The following is a 21,319-nucleotide window of genomic DNA, read 5'->3' as shown; positions in this document are numbered from 1 at the left end:
CGCCGCACATGCGCACCGAATCCTCGAAAGGTAGGCTCGCGAACACTGCCGTCCCGCTCGGCCCGTATCATGACCGCCATACGATGTGGCCGTATCCGGCATCGCCGGATGAAACCGGCGCCAGCCGGAACGGGCCGCGAACCCACGCAGCCGGGTCAGCGCCGACCGGCCGCGCGAGCGCACGGCGGCACGCGCGCCGCCGCCCAGCGACACCCACGGCGCCGACCAAGCGAATGTCAAACATCAAGAAGAATTTCCTGCTGCTGCTGACGCTGCAGATTTCGATGTATGCGGTGCCGCTGCTGATCGCACCGTTGCTCACGCATGCGCTGGGCCCGGAAGGCTACGGACAGCTCGCGTTTTCGCTTGCGGTCATCGCGTATCTCACCAACTGCACGAGCTACAGCTTCGACCTGACCGCCACGCCGCGCATCGCGCTCGCCCGCGACGACCGCGCCGAACGCTCGCGCATCTTCTGGGCGACGCTGTATGCGCAGATCGGCATCGCGGTGATCTGTTTCGTCGTGCTGGTCGGGCTGATCGTCCTCGTCGGCCGCTTCGGCGAGGACCGCGACCTGCTGCTGATCGGCTTCGGAATGGTGGCCGGCGTGGCGTTCACGCCAGGCTGGTATTTCCAGGGCATGGAGAAGTTGCGCGCGCTGAGCGTGATCCTGTTCGTCGGCCGCATCCTGAGCCTGCCCGCGATGTTCGCGCTCGTGCACAGCCCGGCGGACATCGATCGCGCGATGATCGTCAACGCCGCCGTCCCGACGCTGTCCGCGCTCGTGCTGGCCGTCTATCTGTATGCCCAGCGCGAAATCGATTTCGTTCGCGTCGGTTTCGCCGACATCGCCGAATCGCTGAAAGGCGGCTGGCAGGTGTTTCTCGCATCGACGTCGATCGCGTTCTATGCGTCGACCAACACCGTGCTGCTCGGCTTCGTGTCGGGCAACGTCGCGGCCGGCTATTTCGCCGCCGGCGACAAGCTGATCCGCGCGGCGCTCAGCATGCTCCAGCCGCTGAAGGCCGCCACCTATCCACGCATCAGTTATCTGATGCGGCATGCTCGAAACGATGCGTTTTCCTTCCTGCGCAAGCTGTTCGTCGTGCAGGTCGCGATGGTGCTCGGCATCTCGCTCGCGATCTTCTTCGGCGCGCCGCTCGCCGTGCGCATCCTGTACGGGCCTTCGTACGAACCGACGGTCCAGGTTCTGCGGTGGATGGCCTTCATTCCCTTCATGGCCGGGATGACCGACCTCTTCGGTGTGCAGACGATGCTGCCGCTCGGGATGAAGTCCGAATTCACTCGCGTGCTCATGTCATCGGGCATTCTGAACATCGTGCTCGTGCCTGTGCTCGCGAAGTACTTCGCCGAACTGGGCGCCGCCGCCGCCGTACTGACGGCCGAGGCTGCCGTCGCCGCGGCGCTCGCGATCGTCGTCTATCGCGCCGGGATACCGCTGCCCGGCAGCCCCGTCGCGCGACGCGGCTAGCGAGTCCGGACGAGCCGCCGCGATTTCGCCGAAGCGGCCGGATCCCCGCGGTGTCGCGTTCGATGCGCGCGCAACGAGCGGCGTCGCACGGGCACACACCTCTGCGCCTCTCTCCCCCTTCCAAACGCTCGCGCGCAGGTACTTCTTACTCTGCTGCATACGCACAATCAGGAACGCTTACTGCCTTTTCCCCACACCGCGCGACCATCTCGAAAAAAGATCATATGTATCGGTAGAAATACCGATGCTGTAGTCAAACTACATTCGTACGATTGGTCGCTGCAGAGAATCGCTACATCCGATTCGGCAGCGTCGGACGGTCCGCGTCGCCGTCCGCGTTGTTCGATCGGGCCCAACCGGCCGTAACGATTCCCCGCCTGGCCTGGCATGCCGACGCGCAACCACCCTGCATCGCCAGCCGAATGCGTCCGGTGCGAATCCACCGGGCGTGCGCAGCTCCAGACATCATTCGAACAACCGGCAATACGATCATGGAGAGCAACATGCGGGACACACTCTGGCCGGCCGCCGTGCTGGCAGCGACCCTCTGCACCACCGCTTACGCGGGCAACGCCGATTTCAATGCACCGGGCGACGCCGCCGACGCGTTCGCGTCTTCCGCCGTGCAACGACGCGCCGACCTCCTCGTGCGCAAGATGACGCTCGACGAGAAACTTCAGTTCATCCATTCGCAATACGAAATGTCGAAGGTGCCGGGCGGCGGGGCCGGCTACATCCAGGGTGTGCCGCGGCTCGGCATTCCCGATCTCAACATGGTCGACTCGGCGACCGGTTCCGGCAGCACGTCGCAGGCCAGTACGACGTTTCCCGCGACGATCGCCGTCGCCGCGAGCTGGGATCGCCGCCTGTCGTACGACTTCGGCAAGCAGGTCGCGATCCAGTTGCGCGCGCAAGGGTTCGGCATGGGCCTCGCCGGCGGCACCAATCTCGCTCGCGAACCGCGCGGCGGCCGCCTGTTCGAGTATCTCGGCGAGGATCCGTTGCTCGCCGGCGACCTGCTCGCGGAGCGCACACTCGCCACGCAGCGGCAGAAGGTCATCGCGACCATCAAGCACTATGCCGGCAACGAACAGGAGCATGGCCGGATGGGCGGCAACACGCAGATCGACGAGCGCACGCTGCGCGAGCTCTACCTGCTGCCGTTCGAGATCGCCGCGAAACGCGGGCAACCCGGCAGCGTGATGTGCAGCTACAACCGCCTGAACGGCACGTATGCGTGTGAGAACAATCACCTGCTCAACGACGTGCTGAAAAACGAATGGGGCTTCCAGGGGCAGGTGCAATCCGACTGGGGCGCGACACACAGCACGGCCGCCGCGATCAACGCCGGGCTCGACGAAGAAGAGGACGTCGGGCCGTCGGTCTACCTGACGCCGGCCGCCGTCAAGCAGGCGATCGCGAACGGCTCGGTGTCGACCGCGCGCCTCGACGACATGGTGCGCCGCAAGCTGGCCGTGATGATTCGCGTCGGCGTGATGGACGATCCGGCCAAGGGCGGCGGCACGATCGATTTCGCGGCCGCGAATCGGTTCGCACAGGGGGTCGCCGAGCAGTCGATCGTACTGCTGAAGAACGACGGCAACCAGTTGCCGCTGGCGGCCGCGGCGTTGTCGCGTATCGCCGTGATCGGCGGCCACGCCGACGCGGCCGTGCTGTCGGGCGGCGGCTCGGGCAACACGCGCGATCCGGTCACGGGTTCGTTCGCGGGCTGCGGCGGGCTGACGTTCGGATCGTCGACGGGCTGCAGCTGGTGGCGCAATCCGTGGCTCAAGGTCGACGTGCCGATCGTCGCGGCGATCCGCGCGCTCGCGCCGGCGGCACAGGTCACGTTCGCGGGCAACAGCGATCAGCAGTCGCCGTTCCGCGCGTACACGCAACAGGAAATCGACCAGGCCGCGGCACTCGCGGGCCGCTCGGATGTCGCGATCGTCGTGGTCGCGCAGCCGGCCGGCGAGGATTTCGGTGACCTGCAAAGCCTGAGCCTCGCGAATCCGTCGAACCAGGATGCACTCGTCGAAGCGGTCGCGCGTGCGAATCCGCATACGATCGTCGTCGTCCAGAGCGGCAATCCGGTGCTGATGCCGTGGAAGGACAACGTGTCGGCGATCGTCGAGGCGTGGTATCCCGGCGAAGGCGGCGGCAAGGCCATCGCGAACGTGCTGTTCGGCGCTGTCAATCCATCGGGCAAGCTGCCCGTCACGTTCCCGGCGCGCGACCAGGATTCGCCGGCGTGGGGGCAAAACGGCGCGTTCGAGAACGATCCGGTCTATGCGGAGAAGCTGAACATGGGCTACCGCTGGTACGACGCGCGCAACATCAAGCCGATGTTCGAATTCGGCTACGGGCTGTCGTACACGCACTTCGCGTATTCGGGCCTGTCCGTGTCGCGGCAACGGGACGGTTCGCTGAGCGTCGCGTTTACCGTGCGCAATGACGGCCGCGTCGCCGGTGCGGAAACGCCGCAGGTCTATCTCGGCGTGCCGTACAAGGACGAACCGCCGAAGCGGCTGGTCGGCTGGGAAAAGATCCGGCTGAACCCGGGTGAGGCACGGCATGTCCGCGTGATCGTGTCGCCGCGGATGCAGAGCGTGTGGGACACGTCGCGCAACGGATGGAAGGTCGTGCCGGGCGGGACGGTGTATGTGGGCGCGTCGTCGCGCGATATCCGGCTGCAGGGGAGCTGATCGGACAGCCCGGCGGCCCGCGCGCACCGGCCCGCTCGGCTGACAGGTGAAACGGGAAGCCCGGACGTCTCACGACGTCCGGGCTTCCCGCATCGCACATGCGGCTCAGATGAATCAGCCGAGGCCGCCGGCACGGCAGAATTCGGCGAGCACGTCGAGGCCGCGCGCCGGTTCCCGCACAAACGGATTCGACTCGTCCCACGCGTAGCCGGCCAGGATCGAGCAGACCATGCGCTTCACGTCGGATGCCTTGTCTTCATGAAACACGATGTCTTGCAGCGGCCCTGAATACCAACGCTCGACGAAGGCGCGGAAGGTGTCGATGCCCTTGCGCAACGCGACGTCGTAATCGCGCGCCCAGTCGACGGTCTCACCGCGCAACTGCCGTTCGAGCACGGCAACGGCCAGATGAGCGGACCGCAGCGCGATCGTCACGCCCGACGAGAAGATCGGATCGAGAAATTCGCCCGCGTTACCGAGCAATGCATAGCCGCGGCCGTGCAGAGACTCGACATTCGACGCATAGCCCGAAATGCGACGCACCGGCATCACGAAGGGCTTGCTGCCGACCAGCCGCGACAGTGTCGGCTCGCTCTGCAGCAATTCGCGCAACAGCGATTCCTGCTGCGCTTCCGGCACGTCCAGAAATCCGGCATCGGCCACACACCCGACCGACGAACGTCCGTTCGTCAGCGGAATCATCCAGAACCACACATCGCGTCGCGCCGGATGGACAGCAATGCAGATCTTGTCTCGATCGGTCGATCCGGCAGGCAAGCTGTCTTCGACGTGCGAAAAGATGGCCGCGCGCGTCGGCAGGCCGGTGGGCGCCTCGAGCCCCAGCAAGCGCGGCAACACACGACCGAACCCGCTCGCATCGAGTACGAACGACGCCTGAACGGAATATTCGTGGCCTGCCTCGTCGACGACGTCGAGCCGCGGCGTATCGCCGGGCTCGAAAGCGCGTACGGTATGGCCAAATCGCACGTCCGCGCCCTGTTCGGCCGCACACCGGATCAGCAGATCGTCGAACGTTGCGCGTTCGACCTGATACGCCGTTCCCCAGCCCTCGGAAAACTTCTCGCGGAAATCGAATGACGACATCCTGTCGCGATAAACGAAATACGCGCCGTTCTTGAACTGGAAGCCGGCCTCGACGACTGCCTGCAACATGCCCGCCTCTTCGAGATACCGCATGCTCTGGGGCAACAGGCTTTCCCCGATCGAAAAGCGCGGAAAATGCTGACGTTCGAGCACCAGCACCGAGCGACCAGCCTTGCGCAGCAGCGCGGCTGCGACTGCACCGGACGGCCCTGCCCCGATGATCGCGACGTCGATCGAATTCGATTTCATTTCACTCATGCTTGCCAATTCACTTCGATTGATTGGGTATCTTACGTTTCTCACGCCACGATTTGACGTTGCAAATTACAATAGGCGCTCAACAAATCCAAGATTCCGACGAGAGGCCCATGACGTCCTACCGCACGCACGCTCCCGCCTATGTTCCCGAAACCCGATTCGGCATCTGGTTTCTTCGCACGCATACCTGGGAACATCACGTGCTCAGGGTGGCCATCGACGATCTGAAGCGGCTTGTCGCGGCGCCGCTGCCGACGGCGCCCGTCATCCTCGATGCAGGCTGCGGCCAGGGTAAATCGTTCCGCCTGCTGTGCGAAGCGTTCTCGCCCGGCAAGATCATCGGCATCGATTGCCACGATGACTCGCTCGAGCATGCGTCGGAAGAGGCGCATCGCTGCGCAACGCCCGTCGATCTGCATCACGCCGACTGCACGCAGATTCCGCTCGCCGATTCGAGCGTCGACATCGTGTTCTGCCATCAGACCTTTCACCACCTCGTCGACCAGGAACATGCACTGGCCGACTTTCGACGCGTGCTGAAACCCGGCGGGCTGCTGCTGTTCGCCGAATCGACCGATGCGTACATCAAGTCATGGGTGATCCGTCTGCTGTTCCGTCACCCGATGCAGGTTCAGAAAAGCGCTGACGGCTACCTTGCGATGCTCCGCCACGCCGGGTTTGCGTTCGAACCGTGCAACGTGTCGTTTCCCTACCTGTGGTGGAGCCGCGCGAAAGACTTCGGCCTGCTCGAGCGCATCGGCCTGTATGCACCGAAGCCCGGCAAGCGCCGCGAGACGCTCGTCAACGTCGCTGCACGCAAACCTGCCTGAGCGAACAAGGCCGCCGTCTGGCGGCCCCTTCCCGACGCGTGCCGATTACGGCTTCAACGTCACGATCTCGCCGGTCAGTGCTGCCCCGGCCACGATCGCACCGGCACCGCACGTGAACTCGGTCGCGCTGGATCGCAACACGTTGCGGTAATTGCTCTTGATGCCGATGACGGCATTGCCGCCCTCCTTTCGCGCGCGCGCCTGAAGCTCGATCACGGCCGACAGGAATACGTGCTGGCACGCCGCCTCGTCGCTCTTGCCGAACGAATTGGTCTTCTTGTTGGTCGCGAACGAACCGTACGACTTGATGACGCGCGGATGCGCCTGATCGCCGAAATAGAGCGCGATGCCATTGTCGAGCTTGCCTTCCTCGCTCTTCAATGCGCTTTCGATCGGATAATCGTTGATCGTGTCGCGTGCGTGTGCAACCGAGACCGCGAACATCGTGCCGAACAGCGCCAGTGCAATGCGATATTTCACGTGCGCTCCCGTTATTGCGCGTTCAGCTGCACGACGTCGCCCGACACGGCGATCGCACCCGCACTGCCGCTCACGCCGCACGTATATTCGCTCGTCGAATTTGAGCGCTTCTCATGAAAGCGTGTCGTCACGTTGATGACCGCATTCCCGCCATGATTCTTCGCATAGACGCGCAGACGGTTCAGCGCTTCGGCCAACGCCTGGTCGCACGTCGGCTGTTCCGCCTGCGTCCCGCGCGACACACGGACCGATTCCGAACGCGGACCGATGCTGGTCTTGACGTCCGGGTGCGGTTGCGCGCCGAAATAGATCGCGACGCCGCTCGTGTCCGATGCCGTCGCCGCTGCCGGCAGAGGCAGCGAACGGACCACGGTGCCGCACCCCGTCAGCAACGATGCCGCGACCAACATGCCGGCCAGATGTCGTTTGTGCTTCATTGTTATCGTCCTCTCAGCTCAGTAAGTTCACATCAATCGCCCTTCCAGGCGTCCAACAACACACTTGCACAGCTGCCGCCGAATCCGAACGAAACCGACAGCGCCCGCTCGATCGTCCATTCGCGTGCGTCGCGAACGAGCGGCATGCCGTCGATTGCCGGATCGGGCTCGCGGCCGACGGCCGTGCCCGCGACAAATCCGTCGCGCATCATCAGGATCGTATAGATCGCTTCATGCGCCCCGCTCGCGCCGAGCGGATGCCCCGTCATGCCTTTCGTCGACGAGAACGCCGGCACGTCGCCCCGAAATACGTCGATGAGCGCCTTCAGTTCCTCGATGTCTCCGAGCGGCGTCGATGGCGCGTGCGTATTGACGTAGTCCAGACGCCGTCCGCCGCCGTCGAGCGCGCCGCGCATCGCCCGCGCGATCCCCGCCGCGTGAGGCGTCGCCATGCCGGCGCTGTCCGTGCATTGGCCGAACCCGGCGACCTCCGCGTAAATTCGCGCACCACGCGCACGCGCGTGCTCGAGCGATTCGAGCACGAGAATGCCTGCGCCGGATGCGATCACGAAGCCATCGCGGCCAAGCGCATACGGACGCGACGCGCTATCCGGCGTACAGTTGAAACTGCCGGACAACACACCCATCGCGTCGAACATCAACGTCATGTTGTCGTGCAGCGCCTCGCTCCCGCCAGCAAGCACGATGTCCTGGCAACCGGACCGGATCAATTGCGTCGCTTGCCCGATCGCGAGCGCCGCGCTCGTGCACGCGGACGACGGCGAGTACGACACGCCCTCGATGCCGAACAACTGCGCGACGCATGCCGACGCCGTGCTGCCCATCGCCTTCGGAACGACATAAGGTGGCGTCTTGTCGATACCGCGATGCTGCGCAATCGTCATCGCATCGTCGTAATCGGCCATCGATCCGATGCCCGACCCCACGATCGCGCCCGCGCGCGGCGAACGAAGCAGACCGGCATCGATGCCTGCATCGTCGAGCGCCAACGCGGCCGCATGCGCCGCAAAGCGCGCCGTGTCGCCCATGAACCGTTCGTGCTTGCGCGAAAAACGCGCCGCCGATGCGACCGACGCCACCCCTGCGACCTGGCTGCGAAAACCGCGCTCGCGCCATGCGCTCACGTGACTCACGCCCGAGCGACCGGCTCGCAGCGCGGCCGATACTTCGTCCAGCGAATTACCGAGGCACGACACGATGCCGAGCCCGGTGACGACGACGCGCGCCGTCATCGGCCGGCCCGCCGGAAAATCAACGACGTGTTGATTCCGCCGAATGCGAAGTTGTTGCTCATCGCGAATTCCACGTCGATCCGGCGCGCGTCGCCGACGATGTAGTCGAGCGGTGCACAGGCCGGATCGACTGTCTCGAGATTGAGCGTCGGTGCATACCAGTTGCGCTTCATCATCTCGATCGTCCACCACGCCTCGAGCGCGCCGCACGCGCCCAATGTATGACCCACATAGCTTTTCAGCGAGCTGATCGGCATACGCTCACCGAACACGGACGCCGTCGCGTGACTCTCCGCCACATCGCCTCGATCGGTCGACGTACCGTGCGCGTTGACGTAGCCGATCGCATCGGCATCGAGCCCCGCGTCACCCAGCGCGAGACGCATGGCGACCGCCATCGTCTCGGCCGTCGGCTGGGTGATGTGTGCACCGTCGGAATTGCAGCCGAAGCCGACGATCTCCGCATGGATCGTCGCGCCGCGCGCGATCGCGTGCTCGTATTCCTCGAGCACCAGCGTCGCCGCACCTTCCCCGACAACCAGGCCGTCACGAGCGGCGTCGAACGGGCGCGGCGTCAGGTTCGCGTTATCGTTGCGCGTGCTGGTCGCGTACAACGTATCGAACACCGCCACCGCCGGGCCCGACAACTCTTCTGCGCCGCCCGCCAGCATCAGCGTCTGCTTGCCCGTCGCGATCGCCTCGTAGGCATAGCCGATCGCCTGGCTGCCGGACGCGCAGGCGGACGACGTCGGCACGATCCGGCCTTTCAGGTCCCAGAACAGACTGACGTTGACCGCCGTCGTGTGCGGCATCATCTGCACGTAACTGTTCGATGTGACGTCCCGCATCGAACCCGTCTCGATCATCGTGCCGAACGCCCGGATCGGTTCGACCGATCCCGACGACGACCCGTACGCGACGCCCATCCGGCCGTCCCGGATCGACGGATCGTCGGTCAGCCCCGCATCCGCCAGTGCGAGTTCGCTCGCTCGCACCGCGTACATCGAAACCGGCCCCATCGAACGCGTCTTCTTGCGCGGATACGTGCCCGGCAACTCGAAGGCCGGCAACGGACACGCGAGCCGCGTATGCAGCGCTTCGTAGCAATCCCATTCCGGCATGCGCCGCACCGCATTGCGCCCGTCGCGCAAGCGCGCCTCGATTTCCGGCCAGCTTTGGCCGAAGGCGGTCACGCCACCCATCCCCGTCACGACCACTCGCTTCATCACACCATCCCGCCGTTGACGCCGATTACTTGCCGGGTGACGTAGGTCGCCGCATCCGACATCAGGAAGCCGACTACCGCCGCGACTTCGTCGGGTTGACCGACGCGGCCCATCGGCACCGTCTTCAATGCGTGCTCGAGCGGCACGTCGTCGAGCATGCCGGTGTCAACCAGCCCCGGAGCAACGCAATTGACCGTGATTTTGCGCGATGCCAGTTCGACCGCCAGCGCCTTGGTCGCGCCGATCAGGCCCGCCTTCGCGGCGCTGTAGTTGACCTGGCCGCGATTGCCCATCACGCCCGACACGGACGCGATCGTCACGATGCGTCCGCCGCTACGCAGGCGCACCATCGGCATGGTCAGCGGATGAACGATGTTGTAGAACCCGTCCAGCCCGGTTTCGATCACGACGTCCCAGTCCTCTTCGGACAACGCCGGAAATGCACCGTCCCGCGTCACGCCTGCGTTGCAGACGATCCCGTAGTAAGCGCCGTTCGCTTCGACGTCGGCCTCCAGCTCGCGCCGGCACGCCGCACGATCGCGCACGTCGAACTGCAACACGCTGGCCGTGCCGCCCTGCGCGCGAATCGTCGCGGCGACCGCTTCCGCTGCCTCGCGCCCGGTGCGGCAATGAACCGTCACGGCGAAGCCGTCGGACGCCACGCGCAGTGCCACGGCGCGGCCGATGCCGCGGCTCGCCCCTGTCACGAGAACTCGCCGAGTCATGAATTGAAGCTCCCTTCGATAAAAGATTGGAAATCGTTTGGTTGGTAGACCTTGACGACGGCTTCCGCGAAACATTGACCTTCGGCATGAATCGCGCATTCGTATGCGCCATGCCCCTCGTCGCCGCGCAGCAGTTCCCGCGCGACGATGCGCAGCACCGTGTCCGCGCCGAACGTCGTGCGATGCGCGACATAGCGGTTGGCCCCGAGCAGCACGCCCGGCTTCGCGCGGCCGCCCGCATGTGCCGCGAGCAGGCCGACGTGCGCGGCAATCGCCTGCGCCATCAGCTCGATGCCGATCCACGCCGGCATCGCCCCGCTGCCGTCGGCATACCACGCATCGCGGCGCACGGTCGCGCTCACTTCGATGCCGGTTTCCGAGCAGCGCTCGATTGCATCGAGCAGCAGCATCGTGCCGCGATGCGGCAATACGTCCGGCACGTTCCCGACCGGGATATCCGCACCGCCGTGCAACGCGTCGATCAATGGTTCGGCATGCATGTCAGGCTCCCAGAATCAGGCTGGCATTGCTGCCACCGAAAGCGAATGAATTGCTCATTACATAGCGCCCTGTTGCATCGCCCGCGAGGCGGCGCGCGCCGTGGACGAGATCGAGTTTCGGCAGCGCCGGATCGTGCTCGCCGTCCCAGACGTGCGTCGGCAGCGGGATCCCGCGGGCCAGTGTCAGCCAGCCGAATCCGAGTTCGGTCGCGCCAGCCGCGCCCAGCATGTGCCCCGTCAGCGGCTTGGTCCCGCTCGCCGGCACGCCGTGCGGAAACACCCGCGCCGTCACGTTCGCTTCCATTTCGTCGTTCAGGCGCGTCGCCGTCGCGTGCAGGTTCACATAGCCGATCGCGGACGAAGCCACGCCGGCGTCCGCGAGCGCGGCGCGCAGCGCGTCCTCCGCGCCATATCCTGCCGGGTCCGGCGCCGAGATGTGATGCGCATCGCTCGACTCGCCAACGCCGGCCAGCCGCACCGCGGCTTCATCGCGGCACATCACGAACAGCGCGGCGCCTTCGCCGATATTGATGCCGCTCCGGTTCCGGCTCATCGGATTGGTCCGCCCCGGGCTGACCGATTCGAGCGAGGCGAAGCCTTGCAACGTCAGCTCGCACAGCGAATCCGCTCCACCGACGACGACCGCGTCGCACAGCCTCAACTGCAACAGGCGGCGCGCGGCTGCAAATGCCTTCGCGCTCGATGTGCAGGCCGTCGACAGCGTGTAGGCCGGCCCGGCCACACGCAGCGCCGCACGCACGAACGGCGCCGCCGTGCCGATTTCCATCTGCCGATAATCGAATCCGGCTGGCATCGCGCCCGTTGCGGCACGCTGTGCGAGTGCCTGCTCTGCTGCCTGGATCCCGGACGTACTCGTGCCGATCACGACACCGACCCGGCGCGGGCCGTAACGCGCGATCGCCGCGTCGATGCAGGATCCGATCTGCGCCAGCGCCGCAAGCAGCAGGCGATTGTTCCTGCAATCGAAATGCGCGAGGGATTCGGGCGGCGCGACATCGAGCGCCGACCGCACGCGCCCGACCCAGCCGCCGGCGGGAACATCGGTGCGCGGCGCCATGCCCGGTGCGATGCCGGCGCACAATGCGTCGACGATTTCGTCCGTGGTTGCGCCAAGCGCGTTGATCATGCCGGGTGCCGACAGATAAACCGGCGCCTGCTTCGAATTCATGCGCGACACTCCTTCGTGGACGGCGTGGCAAGCGGCGCGAACAGCACCGAAAACACGATGCCCATCGCGAGGGTCGTGCCGAAGCTGCGCAGCGCGGGCATCGCGCTCGCTCCGAGCATCCCGAACGACAGCAAGGTCGTGGCCGCCGACAGCAGCACGCCGGTCCACACTGCGCCGATGCCGGCACTGTCTCGCATGCAGCCTTCGCGGAGGAACACCGCGTAGTTGGCGCCCACGCCGAGTACCAGCATCAGCGCGAGCCAATTGAACAGCGTAAGCGGCACCCGTGCATAGCCGAACGCCGCAAGCGTCAACGCAATGGCGAACACGACCGGCAACGTCGTTGCGATGCCGCCGCGCACGCCGTAGCGCCACATCAGCAGCCCGGCGACCACGACGAGCGCGCCGGCCAGCCACAGGCCGCTGTCGACCCGATAGGCACCGAACAGGCTCGACACACTCGATGCCTTGTCTACCCACGATACGCCCGGCAGCGTGCGCGCGACGGCCGCGAAAGTTTCGGCATTCGCCGCATCGACCCGCTCGGGAATCGCTAGCGCCGCATCGACGGGACCCGCGCCGCCCTCGATTCGTCCGAGCCACAAATAGCGGAACGGCGCCGACCAGCGTGCCGCCAGCCACGTGTCGATGGAGAGCGTCTCCGGGGCACTGCGGGAATACGCGTTGATCCACGCGTCGACCGCCTCGTCGCGGAAGCCCGCGCGCGCCAGCGTCCCGCGCAGTGCGGCGGTATCGGCAAACACGTGCGCGTCCAGCACCGCACGGTCATGCGCCTGCTGCTTGGCCGACGGCACGAACGTCGTGATCGACTGGACACGGCCGACCCGCTGCTGATCGAGCGACCCGATCAGTGCCTCCGAACGCTCGAGCACCTCCTCCGGCGTTGCGCCCTGAACGACGAAGAACTGTGCCGTGTTCGCCAGCCCGACCGCCGCGCGAATATTGTTCTCCTGCCGCGCGAGGTCCGCATCGCGCTGGATCAGCAGATGAATGTCGTCGTCGCTCTTCAAGAGGGTCCAACCCGGGATCGCAACCAGCGCAACCAGCATGGCAGCGAACAGGGCGCGCCGACCGGCCAGCAGCGATTGCCATCCGCGCAGCAGGCGGGCCGCGCACGCGAAAACACCGGACGGCACGCGCCGTGGCCCCTTCGTCAGCATGAGCGGCAAAAAGCCGGTGACGGCCGCGAACGCGCTGAGGATTCCGACGATTGCAAAGCACGCGATCTGCTTGAGCGCGGGGAACGGCACCCACATCAGGATCGCGTAACCCAGCAGACTGGTCGCCAGTGCCACCATGAGTGCCGGCCTGACCGCCGCCGCACCGCGACGCGCATCCCATTGCCGCCCCGCGGAGAGATACGCGACGAAATACTGGATCGAATAATCGACGGCTTCGCCGATCAGACTCACACCGAACACCAGCGTCAACAGGTGCAGCTTGCCGAATACGAGCAGCGTTGCCGCCAGCGCGCACACGATGCCGAATGCCGTCGACGCGAACGCGAGCACCAGCAGGCGCGGCGAACGGAATACGCTCATGAGCAGCAGCGCGATGCCGCCCAGCGATACCGCGCCGATCACGTGTACGTCGCGCTCGGCGCTGGCACGCGCGGCTTCCGCATGAAAGACCGCGCCGGCACGGTCGACGCGAACGCCCCGAAACTCAGCCGCGAGCGCATGTTCCGCATCGTCCGTCGCGACGCGCACAGCATGCTGGATCTTCGATTCGTAAGCCGAGCCCGGCAACGACGTCATCACGAGGACGCCAGTTGCGCCATCGCGATGCGACACCAGCATGCCGTCCTCGAGTGACAGATTGGACGCCGCGAGCGGCAGTTCGCCGAGCCAGTGCTGCAACCAGCCGAACGGGTCGTCCGCCACGGCGGTCTGCAAGCCGTCGACGGGCGGTGCATAGAGACGCCGGACCAATCGTTCGTCGAGCGTGGCCCCGCCTTGCTCGAGCGACCGGCGATCCGCATCCGTCAGCAGACCGAAACGGGCCGGCATGTAGGTGGCCGAGATATCCGACAGATTGAATGGCGGCACCTCGACCGTCACCGAACGAAATGCTCCGCTGGCGTCGAGCCGCGCACCGAACTGCTTCGCGGCGGCCTTGGCGCGGGCGGCGTCCGGGTCGGTCACCAGGTAGACGGTGCGATTGCCGAGCGCATCTCCGAGCATGTCGACCGCTCGCTCGGCAACCGGGTTTGCCTCGGTAGCCGGCAGCAACGCGAGCAGGTTCGTCTGCAGCGGCACGGCCCCGCTCGAGAAGCGCCATAGGATGTACGCAGCCGCCACGAGCGCAACGAGCAGCCATGCAGCACACAGTCCGCGCCGCCGTGCGCGTTCGCCCGATGCGTCGACGACATCACGCGCCGCATCCATCACCGGGCCTCCAGCCACGCGCGCTCAAGCGGCGCGGGTGCGTCGACCGGCGTCGGCCGAGCGAACTCCAGCGATGTCACATTGCCGTTCGCAAAAGTCAAGTCGAGCCGGCCGAGATAGGTGCCTCCGCTCATTTCGAGCACACGAACCGCCTGGGCGAGCTGCGGCTGATTCGGCCGCAGCACCATCCGCCACCGTTCCGGCGTTCCGCTCGCATCGACGTCGAATTGCGCGTACAGCGCCGACAGGTCGCCCCCGAGCATGTCGCGCATCATGCGCGACACTTGCGCGACGCCGCGGCCGCCGCCGCTTCCGGGCGCGACGAGGTGCCCGTCCGCGCCGACCTCGCGCACGCCGCTATCGGTGATCACGTAAGTGGCCTTGTAAGGCGTCTCGATTCGCCAGACGACACCCGACCTGCGATCGAACAACATCGATCCGGTGCTGACGAGCGGCTGCTTCATCGCCGACAGCGTCTGAGTCTGCCGAAAATCCGTGCGAATCGCGCCCACGCGCGCGAGCCGCGCAGCGACGTCGGACACGAGCGCGGCATTCGACGGCCGCGACGCCGCAACCGGCGCCGGGGCGGCCAGCACCGTGCCGCCGGGGAGCGTCATGCATACGGTCAGCGTCACCGCCGCAAACCATCGGTAGTGCGAATTCAGGCCCATTGTGCATGCACCTTTTCGATCAGGGTCGGCGGCGACACGAACTGCAGTTCGCGCGTCGTCGCATCGACGGCCAGTTGCACCGTATACCCCTTCGTCAAGCGCTCGCCGGACGCTGCGTCGACGATTTCGTACCCGATCTTCAGCCGGTTCTCGAATTCGAGCAGCGTCGCGCGCACGTCGAGCTGCTGACTGTAATGGGCCGGACGAACGTACTTCAGATGCGCCTCCACCACCGGCCACATATAGCCCGACGCCAGCATCGCGGGATAGTCGTAGTCGATCATGCGCAGCAACGCAGCACGGCTGCTCTCGAAGTACTTCAGGTAATGGCCGTGCCAGCAGACGTTCATGGCATCGACGTCGTGAAACAGGACCTCGACACGGGCCGTCGCGGTCAGCGGCGGACGAGATGCGTTCATGCCGCCTCCCCGTGCCGGATTCCGCCGTACGCGCCGCCGATCGCCTCGCACGCGGCAAGACGCGCGGTCAGCGCGCGCAACTCGGCTTCGAGCGGCCGGTCCTCGACCACCAGCGGCGATTGACGATCCACATCGTCGACGAACGCGCGAAGCGCGGGCGAAAGTTGTGTCTGCTGATTATCGCGAAGTCGCAGCCGGGTAGCCTGCACGGTCGCGAGCACATGCGCCGCGGCAACTTGTTCGGTCAAGGTCAGAACGCGCAGGCAATCGCGCGCAGCAATCGTCCCCATGCTGACCTTGTCCTGATTGTGCGACTCCGTTGAGCGGGAGAACACGCTCGCCGGCATCGTGAGCTTCAGCGCCTCCGCCGTCCACGCGGAAGACGAGATCTGCACGGCCTTGAAGCCATGGTTGATCGCCGCGCGTTCCGGCCCGGCGCCCGTCAGGTTGCGCGGGAGTCCATTGCTGAACTTGTCGTCGACCAGCAGCGCAAGCTGGCGATCCATCAGGTCCGCGAGGTTGGCGACCGCGGTCTTCAGCGCATCCATCGCGAACGCGATATGACCGCCGTAGAAATTGCCGCCATGCAGTACGCACCCTTCGTCCGGGTCGATCAGCGGATTGTCGTTCGCACTGTTCAGCTCGTTCTCGATATCGCGGCGCATCCACGACAATGCGTCGCGCGCCACGCCGATCACGTGCGGTGCGCAACGTACCGAATAGCGATCCTGCAACCGGCGTCCGGGCAATTCGTCGCGCCCGACCAGGTCGGCGCGGATCCACGCCGCCGCCTCCGCCTGCCCCGCGTGGGGTTTCGCGTCGAACAGCCGCGCATCGAAGTGCCCGGCCCGGCCGTCGAGCGCGACGGTGGTCAATGCCGTCAGGCGAGCGGCCACACGTGTCAGGTAGTCGGCGCGCGCAAACGCGAGACAGGCCAGCCCGGTCATGACCGCCGTGCCGTTCATCAACGCCAGTCCTTCCTTCGGCGCGAGCGTCAGCGGCGTGCGATCGATCGCATGCCACACCTCCCGCGCGTCCCGCTCGGCGCCGTCGAACACGACGGTGCGCTCGCCGACCAGCGCCGCGGCTACGTAGGACAGCGGTGTGAGGTCGCCGCTCGCGCCGACCGAGCCTTCCGATGGAATACGTGGCAGGATGCGGTGATTCACCATGTCGGCCAGCCGTTCCAGCAACGTGAACCGAACGCCCGAGTAGCCGAAGGCGAGCGAGTTGAGCCGGGCGACGATGATGGACAACGTTTGCGTCGCATCGAACCGGTCACCCATGCCGCACCCGTGATAGCGGGTCAGCTGCAGCGGCAGCGCTTCGACGAGCGACGGCGGCACCTCTACCACGCAGGCGTCGCCATATCCGGTGGTTACGCCATACAGCGTGCCGCCATTCGCAAGATAGGCGCGTAGCCAGGTCGCACCGCGCTCGATCCGCGCGCGCCATTCGGGTCCCGCGTTCAGTGCGACGGGCGCACCGTCGCGGGCGATCGCGACGATGTCCTCGATCGTCAGATGGCGGCCTCCGACCACCACGGCCGGCCGATTCGGATCCGCGGCGGTGCATGCCGCGACGTCGTTCATGTCATGCTCCGCCACGCGGACCTCCATCGGGCCGCGCCCAGAAATCGAAGAAGTTGAACCATTGGTAGGGAGCCTTGCGGCAATAATGTTCAAGCCGCGCGGCGTAGCGCTGCGCCCATGCCGCGACGTGTTCGGCGCGCTCACGGCGCGGTAGCTCGATCCGGTCGGCGAACGGCTCGAAATAGAGGCGGTAGCCGTGCGCCTCCTTCAGGCAGAAGAACAGGTAGACAGGACAACCAAGGGCGTGGGCGAGGATATACGGGCCCTGCGCGAACGGCGCAGTCGCGTCGAGAAAACGGGCGTCGACCGTTTTACCGGAATCACGCGGCGGCACGCGGTCGCCGACGATCACGAGCAACTCTCCCGCGTCGATGCGCGACTGCATCATCATCGCCGTATCGGGTCCGAAGTTCGACACCTCGACGAGCTGTTTGCCGAATTCCCGGTTCGCACCGGCAAGCACGCCGGCAAAACGCTTCGCATGCTCGGTGTAGACGATTGCCGTCACTTTCGTGTGTGCGTCGCGCAGCGCAAGCGCCCGTGTCATTTCCAGGTTGCCCAGATGCGCGCCGATCACGAGTGCGCCGCGCCCGCTCGCCGCGAGCGCATCGAACGCGGACGAATCGTCGAAACGCACGTCGAGCTCGTCGAGACGGCCGGACCACGCGACGAACTTGTCGAATCCTGCCTGTGCAAAGGCAAGCATGTGCCGGTAAGCACTGCGCCATCCCGGCTTCGGCACGGCCGCCGCCTCCGCATCGCGCAGGCGCGCGATATACGCATGCGACGCGGTGCGCGCCGTGCGATTCGTCAGCACGAAATAGCCGACGATGGGATGCAGCCAGAACGACGTGAAGCCCTTGCCGAACCAGCGGCAGCTGAGCGCCAGCAACGCCATGCCGATCCGGCTGCCGCGCTCCGGCATGCGCCACCATGCGCGCGTGCGGCCCGTCGGCGCCGCGCCGCGCCGCCCGGCCAGACGGCGTGTCAGGAGCATCGGCGCGCGGACGAGCATCCCCGCGACGAGCCGTGTGTGGCTCAGGCTGATGCGCACGTTGTCGCGCCAGACATCGAAATGGGACACACCGTCGACCGGGTAGATGACTCGCGTCGGAACCGTCCTGAACGCGAGGCCGCGCCAGTGGAGACGGACCAGGATTTCGCTGTCGAAAGCCATCCGCGTGGGCATCGATACCGCGTCGATCAGTTCGCAGACGACGTCGACCGGATAAAGACGAAACCCGCACATCGCATCGGGAATGTCCAGCGACAGGGTTTCGATCCACACCCATGCATGCGTGAGGTAGCGGCCGTACAGGCGCGCCTTCGGAACGCTGTCGTCGAAACGCGGCCGGCCGAGAATCACGGCGTCCGGCTCGGCCTGTGCGGCCGCGACGAACTTCGGCACATCGGCCGCGTCGTGCTGGCCATCGGCATCGATCTGAATCGCGTGCCGATAGCCCCGGGCACGCGCGGCGCGCAATCCTTCCATGACCGCCGCACCCTTTCCGCCGTTGACCGGCAACCGGAGCAGCGTCACGAGGCCGGCGTAGCGCGTCGCCAGCGTGGCCAGCACCTGTTGCGTCGGCTCGTCGCTGCCGTCGTCGATCACCAGGATCGGCAGGCCGTGCACGACCAAGCGCGCCAGCGTGCCGCCGATCGCGGCGCGATGGTTGTAGATCGGAATGACGATGCAGGTGTCGCTCATCGGACCGCCGTGCCATAGACCAGAACGCCCGATGTGCATTCGCGGTCGCCGCAACGGAACGCGAAGCGCGTGGAGCCGCGTACACGGTCATGCGCGATACGCAGCGACAGCACCGCGCCCGGCGGCACCGGTGCCTTGAACTTCAGGTGTTCGACGGAACGGATTTCGCGCACGGTCGGCATCTCGCGGCCAGCCAGGCGCGCAGCCCAGTCGATTTGCACGACTCCGGGCAGGATCGGCAGGCCCGGAAAATGACCATCGAAATGCGCGAGCGTGGGCGGCACGCGCAACTCGTAATGCAACGCGTCGTCGCTGCGCCATGACGCGAGCAGTTCAAAGCCCTCCGGCGTAGCCGTGAATGCGGCCGCCAGCGCGGCGGCGGGCAACTTGCCGCGTGCATCGAACGGCATCGCGTGCAGGAACCGCCAGTAGCGCGGTAATGCGGCCGCGTCGAAATATGCACCGAGCGCTTGCCGCAAGGTCGTGGCAACGGCAACCCGTCCATCCGCCGCCAGCGCATCGCGCCCCGCCGCGGTCAATACCGCCACGACGCCGACGTGCGCGCGCGTCGTGCCGTCGACCACCACGGCCGCCGCTTGCTCGACGTATGCATGCGCGAGTATCCGCGCCTCGAGCTCCGGCAGCGACACGCGCTTGCCGTCCAGCTTGACGACGCGATCGCGTCGTCCTGCGAGCGTAAAGCGACCGTTCGTGTCGAATCGTGCGGTGTCGTCGGTGCGGTGCCAGCGATCGTGGCCGAGATGGGCAGAGCGAACGCACAGCACGCCGTCGTCGTCGCAGCGCACGTCGACGCCATTTAGCGGCTGCCACGCGTGCGCAACGTCCTGGCGACGCCATGCAATGCCACCGGTTTCGGTACTGCCAAATATCTCGAGCGGCGCAGCGCCGAATGCGTTCGAATAGGCCGAAGCCGCATCGGCCGGCAACGGGCCGCCCGACGAGAAGAACGCGCACGGCATGGGCGCCCGCATCGGAAAGCCGGGCAACGCCGGCCAGCGCATCAGTTGCGACGGCGTGGAGACCACGACACCGCCACCGTATTCGGCCAGCCGCTGCTGCAGTTGCAGCGGTTCAAGCACCGTCATCCGGTCAAACGCGCGGCCGGCCGCCAGCGGCCAAAGGATCCTGAAGAGCAGTCCGTAGATGTGATGATGCGGTACGCTCGACAGTGTCACTGCCGCGCCTGTCCGGTCGCCCCATTCGCGCTGCAACGTGCGCACTTCGGCATCAAGCTGCGCGAGCGACTTTCGCACCGGCTTCGCGGTGCCGCTGCTGCCCGACGTGTAAAGCGTCACCGCTGCGACAGCATCGATCGGGCGGGTGAAGCGCGCAGATCCGGCATCCGTGTCGTGCCCGCACGCGGCCAGTGCCGGCGCATCCAGCACGAGGTCGTATGCATGCGCCAGTGCATCAAGATAGCCGGGTGCGCTGCTGGCCGGAATCACGACTTCCCCGTGCGCTGCCGCAACCGCAAACAATGCACACGCGAACTCGTACGGATCATCCGTGCAGATCGCGACGCGTCGCGCGCCGCTCGCTTCCACCACCCTCGCAATCGCGCCGGCGCGAGCGCGCAGATCACCCAGCGTCAGCACCTCGGCGCCATCGCGACAAACCGCCACTCCGCTATCCGCTTCGGCACACAGGATCTCGTGCAGCGCAATCATGCGACACCCGTTCGCTTTCGCGCGACGGCGATGAAGCGCCTGCGCCACAGCCACTCGCCTGCTATCAACGCACCGATCAGCACATACGCGATCAGCCCGTTGTAAAGCGCCCATCCCCCACGGCTCCAGTACAGCGCCGTATAAACCGAAAAACTGCCGTTTACGATAAAGAACGCGCACCACACCTGTGTGACGCGCCGCGTGTACCGGACGATTTCCGGATTCGGCTCGGGATAAGTCAGTCGTGCGAATTTTTCGATCATGGTCGGACCGTGCCGCAACGTCGCGCCGAACGCGACCAACAAGCCGACACTCACGCATGCCGGATAGAGATGAAGAAGTCGTTCGCTATCGGTCACGGCAATCGCGGCCGACAACACGGTCAATGCACCGGCCACGCCCCAGTCGAGTAGCGTGAGGCGTTTGAGCGCCTTCGCCAGCGTGCCTTTGCCGACCGTGCGCTGCAGCCACAGCAATGCGATCAACAGGCAACCGACGTAACGCGGCGACATGCTCTGCCACGCAAACAGGATGACGAGCGGATAGGCAAGGACCAGTGCAGCCCTGGTCGCGACACCTGCCCAGCGCGGCAGGACCGTGCCCGTAGTAGCCCGCATGCCCGTCACCACCATC

At 66.1% G+C, this 21,319-nt stretch carries 18 protein-coding genes; 3 read left to right on the top strand and 15 right to left on the bottom strand.

Annotation, left to right across the window (positions count from 1 at the left end; translation table 11 throughout):
• Positions 1 to 233: 233 nt before the first annotated feature.
• Both WS46_RS07205 and WS46_RS07200 read left to right on the top strand, forming a co-directional pair.
• Positions 234 to 1,493, top strand: a complete 1,260-nt coding sequence (locus WS46_RS07205) for an oligosaccharide flippase family protein (protein ID WP_059689943.1) — start codon at positions 234 to 236, stop codon at positions 1,491 to 1,493.
• A gap of 503 nt (positions 1,494 to 1,996) precedes the next feature.
• A complete protein-coding gene (locus WS46_RS07200) occupies positions 1,997 to 4,198 on the top strand; it encodes a glycoside hydrolase family 3 C-terminal domain-containing protein (RefSeq protein ID WP_059690209.1) in 2,202 nt (733 codons plus the stop codon).
• 114 nt (positions 4,199 to 4,312) lie between these two features.
• Here the strand turns inward: WS46_RS07200 and WS46_RS07195 are convergent, their stop codons facing one another.
• Positions 4,313 to 5,560, bottom strand: coding sequence for an NAD(P)/FAD-dependent oxidoreductase (locus tag WS46_RS07195; RefSeq protein ID WP_059689942.1), 1,248 nt, complete (start codon positions 5,558 to 5,560; stop codon positions 4,313 to 4,315).
• Positions 5,561 to 5,670: 110 nt separating this feature from the next.
• Here WS46_RS07195 and WS46_RS07190 point away from each other — a divergent pair, with 110 nt between their 5' ends.
• Positions 5,671 to 6,390, top strand: coding sequence for a class I SAM-dependent methyltransferase (locus WS46_RS07190; RefSeq protein ID WP_059689941.1), 720 nt, complete (start codon positions 5,671 to 5,673; stop codon positions 6,388 to 6,390).
• Positions 6,391 to 6,435: 45 nt separating this feature from the next.
• Here WS46_RS07190 and WS46_RS07185 read toward each other — a convergent pair whose 3' ends face one another.
• The 14 genes from WS46_RS07185 to WS46_RS07120 are packed head-to-tail and all read right to left on the bottom strand — an operon-like array spanning position 6,436 to position 21,318.
• Positions 6,436 to 6,834: a hypothetical protein gene (locus WS46_RS07185; RefSeq protein WP_059525684.1), complete on the bottom strand. Its 399-nt coding sequence runs from the start codon at positions 6,832 to 6,834 to the stop codon at positions 6,436 to 6,438.
• Positions 6,835 to 6,881: 47 nt separating this feature from the next.
• On the bottom strand, positions 6,882 to 7,307 hold the full coding sequence (locus WS46_RS07180; protein WP_059689940.1) for a hypothetical protein: 426 nt from the start codon (positions 7,305 to 7,307) through the stop codon (positions 6,882 to 6,884).
• Positions 7,308 to 7,339: 32 nt separating this feature from the next.
• Positions 7,340 to 8,560, bottom strand: coding sequence for a beta-ketoacyl-[acyl-carrier-protein] synthase family protein (locus tag WS46_RS07175; RefSeq protein WP_059689939.1), 1,221 nt, complete (start codon positions 8,558 to 8,560; stop codon positions 7,340 to 7,342).
• Positions 8,557 to 9,786, bottom strand: coding sequence for a beta-ketoacyl-ACP synthase (locus WS46_RS07170; RefSeq protein WP_059689938.1), 1,230 nt, complete (start codon positions 9,784 to 9,786; stop codon positions 8,557 to 8,559). The genes WS46_RS07175 and WS46_RS07170 overlap by 4 nt, the downstream gene beginning before the upstream one ends.
• A complete protein-coding gene (locus WS46_RS07165; RefSeq protein ID WP_059525124.1) occupies positions 9,786 to 10,511 on the bottom strand; it encodes a 3-ketoacyl-ACP reductase FabG2 in 726 nt (241 codons plus the stop codon). Before WS46_RS07165 ends, WS46_RS07170 begins: the two co-directional genes overlap by 1 nt.
• The gene (locus WS46_RS07160; RefSeq protein WP_059689937.1) at positions 10,508 to 11,011 is read right to left on the bottom strand and encodes a hotdog family protein; all 504 of its coding nucleotides are present in this window, start codon (positions 11,009 to 11,011) and stop codon (positions 10,508 to 10,510) included. Before WS46_RS07160 ends, WS46_RS07165 begins: the two co-directional genes overlap by 4 nt.
• A gap of 1 nt (position 11,012) precedes the next feature.
• Positions 11,013 to 12,200, bottom strand: a complete 1,188-nt coding sequence (locus WS46_RS07155) for a beta-ketoacyl-[acyl-carrier-protein] synthase family protein (RefSeq protein WP_059690207.1) — start codon at positions 12,198 to 12,200, stop codon at positions 11,013 to 11,015.
• Positions 12,197 to 14,608: an MMPL family transporter gene (locus tag WS46_RS07150; RefSeq protein ID WP_059689936.1), complete on the bottom strand. Its 2,412-nt coding sequence runs from the start codon at positions 14,606 to 14,608 to the stop codon at positions 12,197 to 12,199. Before WS46_RS07150 ends, WS46_RS07155 begins: the two co-directional genes overlap by 4 nt.
• The gene (locus WS46_RS07145; protein WP_059689935.1) at positions 14,608 to 15,279 is read right to left on the bottom strand and encodes an outer membrane lipoprotein carrier protein LolA; all 672 of its coding nucleotides are present in this window, start codon (positions 15,277 to 15,279) and stop codon (positions 14,608 to 14,610) included. The genes WS46_RS07150 and WS46_RS07145 overlap by 1 nt, the downstream gene beginning before the upstream one ends.
• On the bottom strand, positions 15,270 to 15,698 hold the full coding sequence (locus tag WS46_RS07140; RefSeq protein WP_059525117.1) for a thioesterase family protein: 429 nt from the start codon (positions 15,696 to 15,698) through the stop codon (positions 15,270 to 15,272). Before WS46_RS07140 ends, WS46_RS07145 begins: the two co-directional genes overlap by 10 nt.
• Complete coding sequence (gene hutH, locus WS46_RS07135) at positions 15,695 to 17,305, bottom strand: histidine ammonia-lyase (RefSeq protein WP_059690208.1); 1,611 nt, start codon at positions 17,303 to 17,305, stop codon at positions 15,695 to 15,697. Before hutH ends, WS46_RS07140 begins: the two co-directional genes overlap by 4 nt.
• Entirely contained in the window at positions 17,292 to 18,998 is a 1,707-nt protein-coding gene (locus tag WS46_RS07130) for a glycosyltransferase (RefSeq protein WP_059689934.1), read from the bottom strand. The genes hutH and WS46_RS07130 overlap by 14 nt, the downstream gene beginning before the upstream one ends.
• Positions 18,995 to 20,686 (bottom strand): AMP-binding protein, encoded by a 1,692-nt coding sequence (locus WS46_RS07125; protein WP_059689933.1) that lies wholly within the window; start codon positions 20,684 to 20,686, stop codon positions 18,995 to 18,997. The genes WS46_RS07130 and WS46_RS07125 overlap by 4 nt, the downstream gene beginning before the upstream one ends.
• A complete protein-coding gene (locus WS46_RS07120; protein ID WP_059689932.1) occupies positions 20,683 to 21,318 on the bottom strand; it encodes a hypothetical protein in 636 nt (211 codons plus the stop codon). Before WS46_RS07120 ends, WS46_RS07125 begins: the two co-directional genes overlap by 4 nt.
• Between the last annotated feature and the right edge of the window lies 1 nt (position 21,319).

Source organism: Burkholderia sp. RF4-BP95 (assembly GCF_001521985.1).
Taxonomy (GTDB): domain Bacteria; phylum Pseudomonadota; class Gammaproteobacteria; order Burkholderiales; family Burkholderiaceae; genus Burkholderia; species Burkholderia diffusa.
This window is presented reverse-complemented; position numbering and strand designations above follow the sequence as displayed.

Excerpts from the sequence above, each read along its gene's own strand:
- WS46_RS07205 (WP_059689943.1), top strand. The coding sequence starts at position 234 with ATGTCAAACATCAAGAAGAATTTCCTGCTGCTGCTGACGCTGCAGATT.
- WS46_RS07200 (WP_059690209.1), top strand. The coding sequence starts at position 1,997 with ATGCGGGACACACTCTGGCCGGCCGCCGTGCTGGCAGCGACCCTCTGC.
- WS46_RS07195 (WP_059689942.1), bottom strand. The coding sequence starts at position 5,560 with ATGAGTGAAATGAAATCGAATTCGATCGACGTCGCGATCATCGGGGCA.
- WS46_RS07190 (WP_059689941.1), top strand. The coding sequence starts at position 5,671 with ATGACGTCCTACCGCACGCACGCTCCCGCCTATGTTCCCGAAACCCGA.
- WS46_RS07185 (WP_059525684.1), bottom strand. The coding sequence starts at position 6,834 with ATGTTCGCGGTCTCGGTTGCACACGCACGCGACACGATCAACGATTAT.
- WS46_RS07180 (WP_059689940.1), bottom strand. The coding sequence starts at position 7,307 with ATGAAGCACAAACGACATCTGGCCGGCATGTTGGTCGCGGCATCGTTG.
- WS46_RS07175 (WP_059689939.1), bottom strand. The coding sequence starts at position 8,560 with ATGACGGCGCGCGTCGTCGTCACCGGGCTCGGCATCGTGTCGTGCCTC.
- WS46_RS07170 (WP_059689938.1), bottom strand. The coding sequence starts at position 9,786 with ATGAAGCGAGTGGTCGTGACGGGGATGGGTGGCGTGACCGCCTTCGGC.
- WS46_RS07165 (WP_059525124.1), bottom strand. The coding sequence starts at position 10,511 with ATGACTCGGCGAGTTCTCGTGACAGGGGCGAGCCGCGGCATCGGCCGC.
- WS46_RS07160 (WP_059689937.1), bottom strand. The coding sequence starts at position 11,011 with ATGCATGCCGAACCATTGATCGACGCGTTGCACGGCGGTGCGGATATC.
- WS46_RS07155 (WP_059690207.1), bottom strand. The coding sequence starts at position 12,200 with ATGAATTCGAAGCAGGCGCCGGTTTATCTGTCGGCACCCGGCATGATC.
- WS46_RS07150 (WP_059689936.1), bottom strand. The coding sequence starts at position 14,608 with ATGGATGCGGCGCGTGATGTCGTCGACGCATCGGGCGAACGCGCACGG.
- WS46_RS07145 (WP_059689935.1), bottom strand. The coding sequence starts at position 15,279 with ATGGGCCTGAATTCGCACTACCGATGGTTTGCGGCGGTGACGCTGACC.
- WS46_RS07140 (WP_059525117.1), bottom strand. The coding sequence starts at position 15,698 with ATGAACGCATCTCGTCCGCCGCTGACCGCGACGGCCCGTGTCGAGGTC.
- WS46_RS07130 (WP_059689934.1), bottom strand. The coding sequence starts at position 18,998 with ATGAGCGACACCTGCATCGTCATTCCGATCTACAACCATCGCGCCGCG.
- WS46_RS07125 (WP_059689933.1), bottom strand. The coding sequence starts at position 20,686 with ATGATTGCGCTGCACGAGATCCTGTGTGCCGAAGCGGATAGCGGAGTG.
- WS46_RS07120 (WP_059689932.1), bottom strand. The coding sequence starts at position 21,318 with ATGGTGGTGACGGGCATGCGGGCTACTACGGGCACGGTCCTGCCGCGC.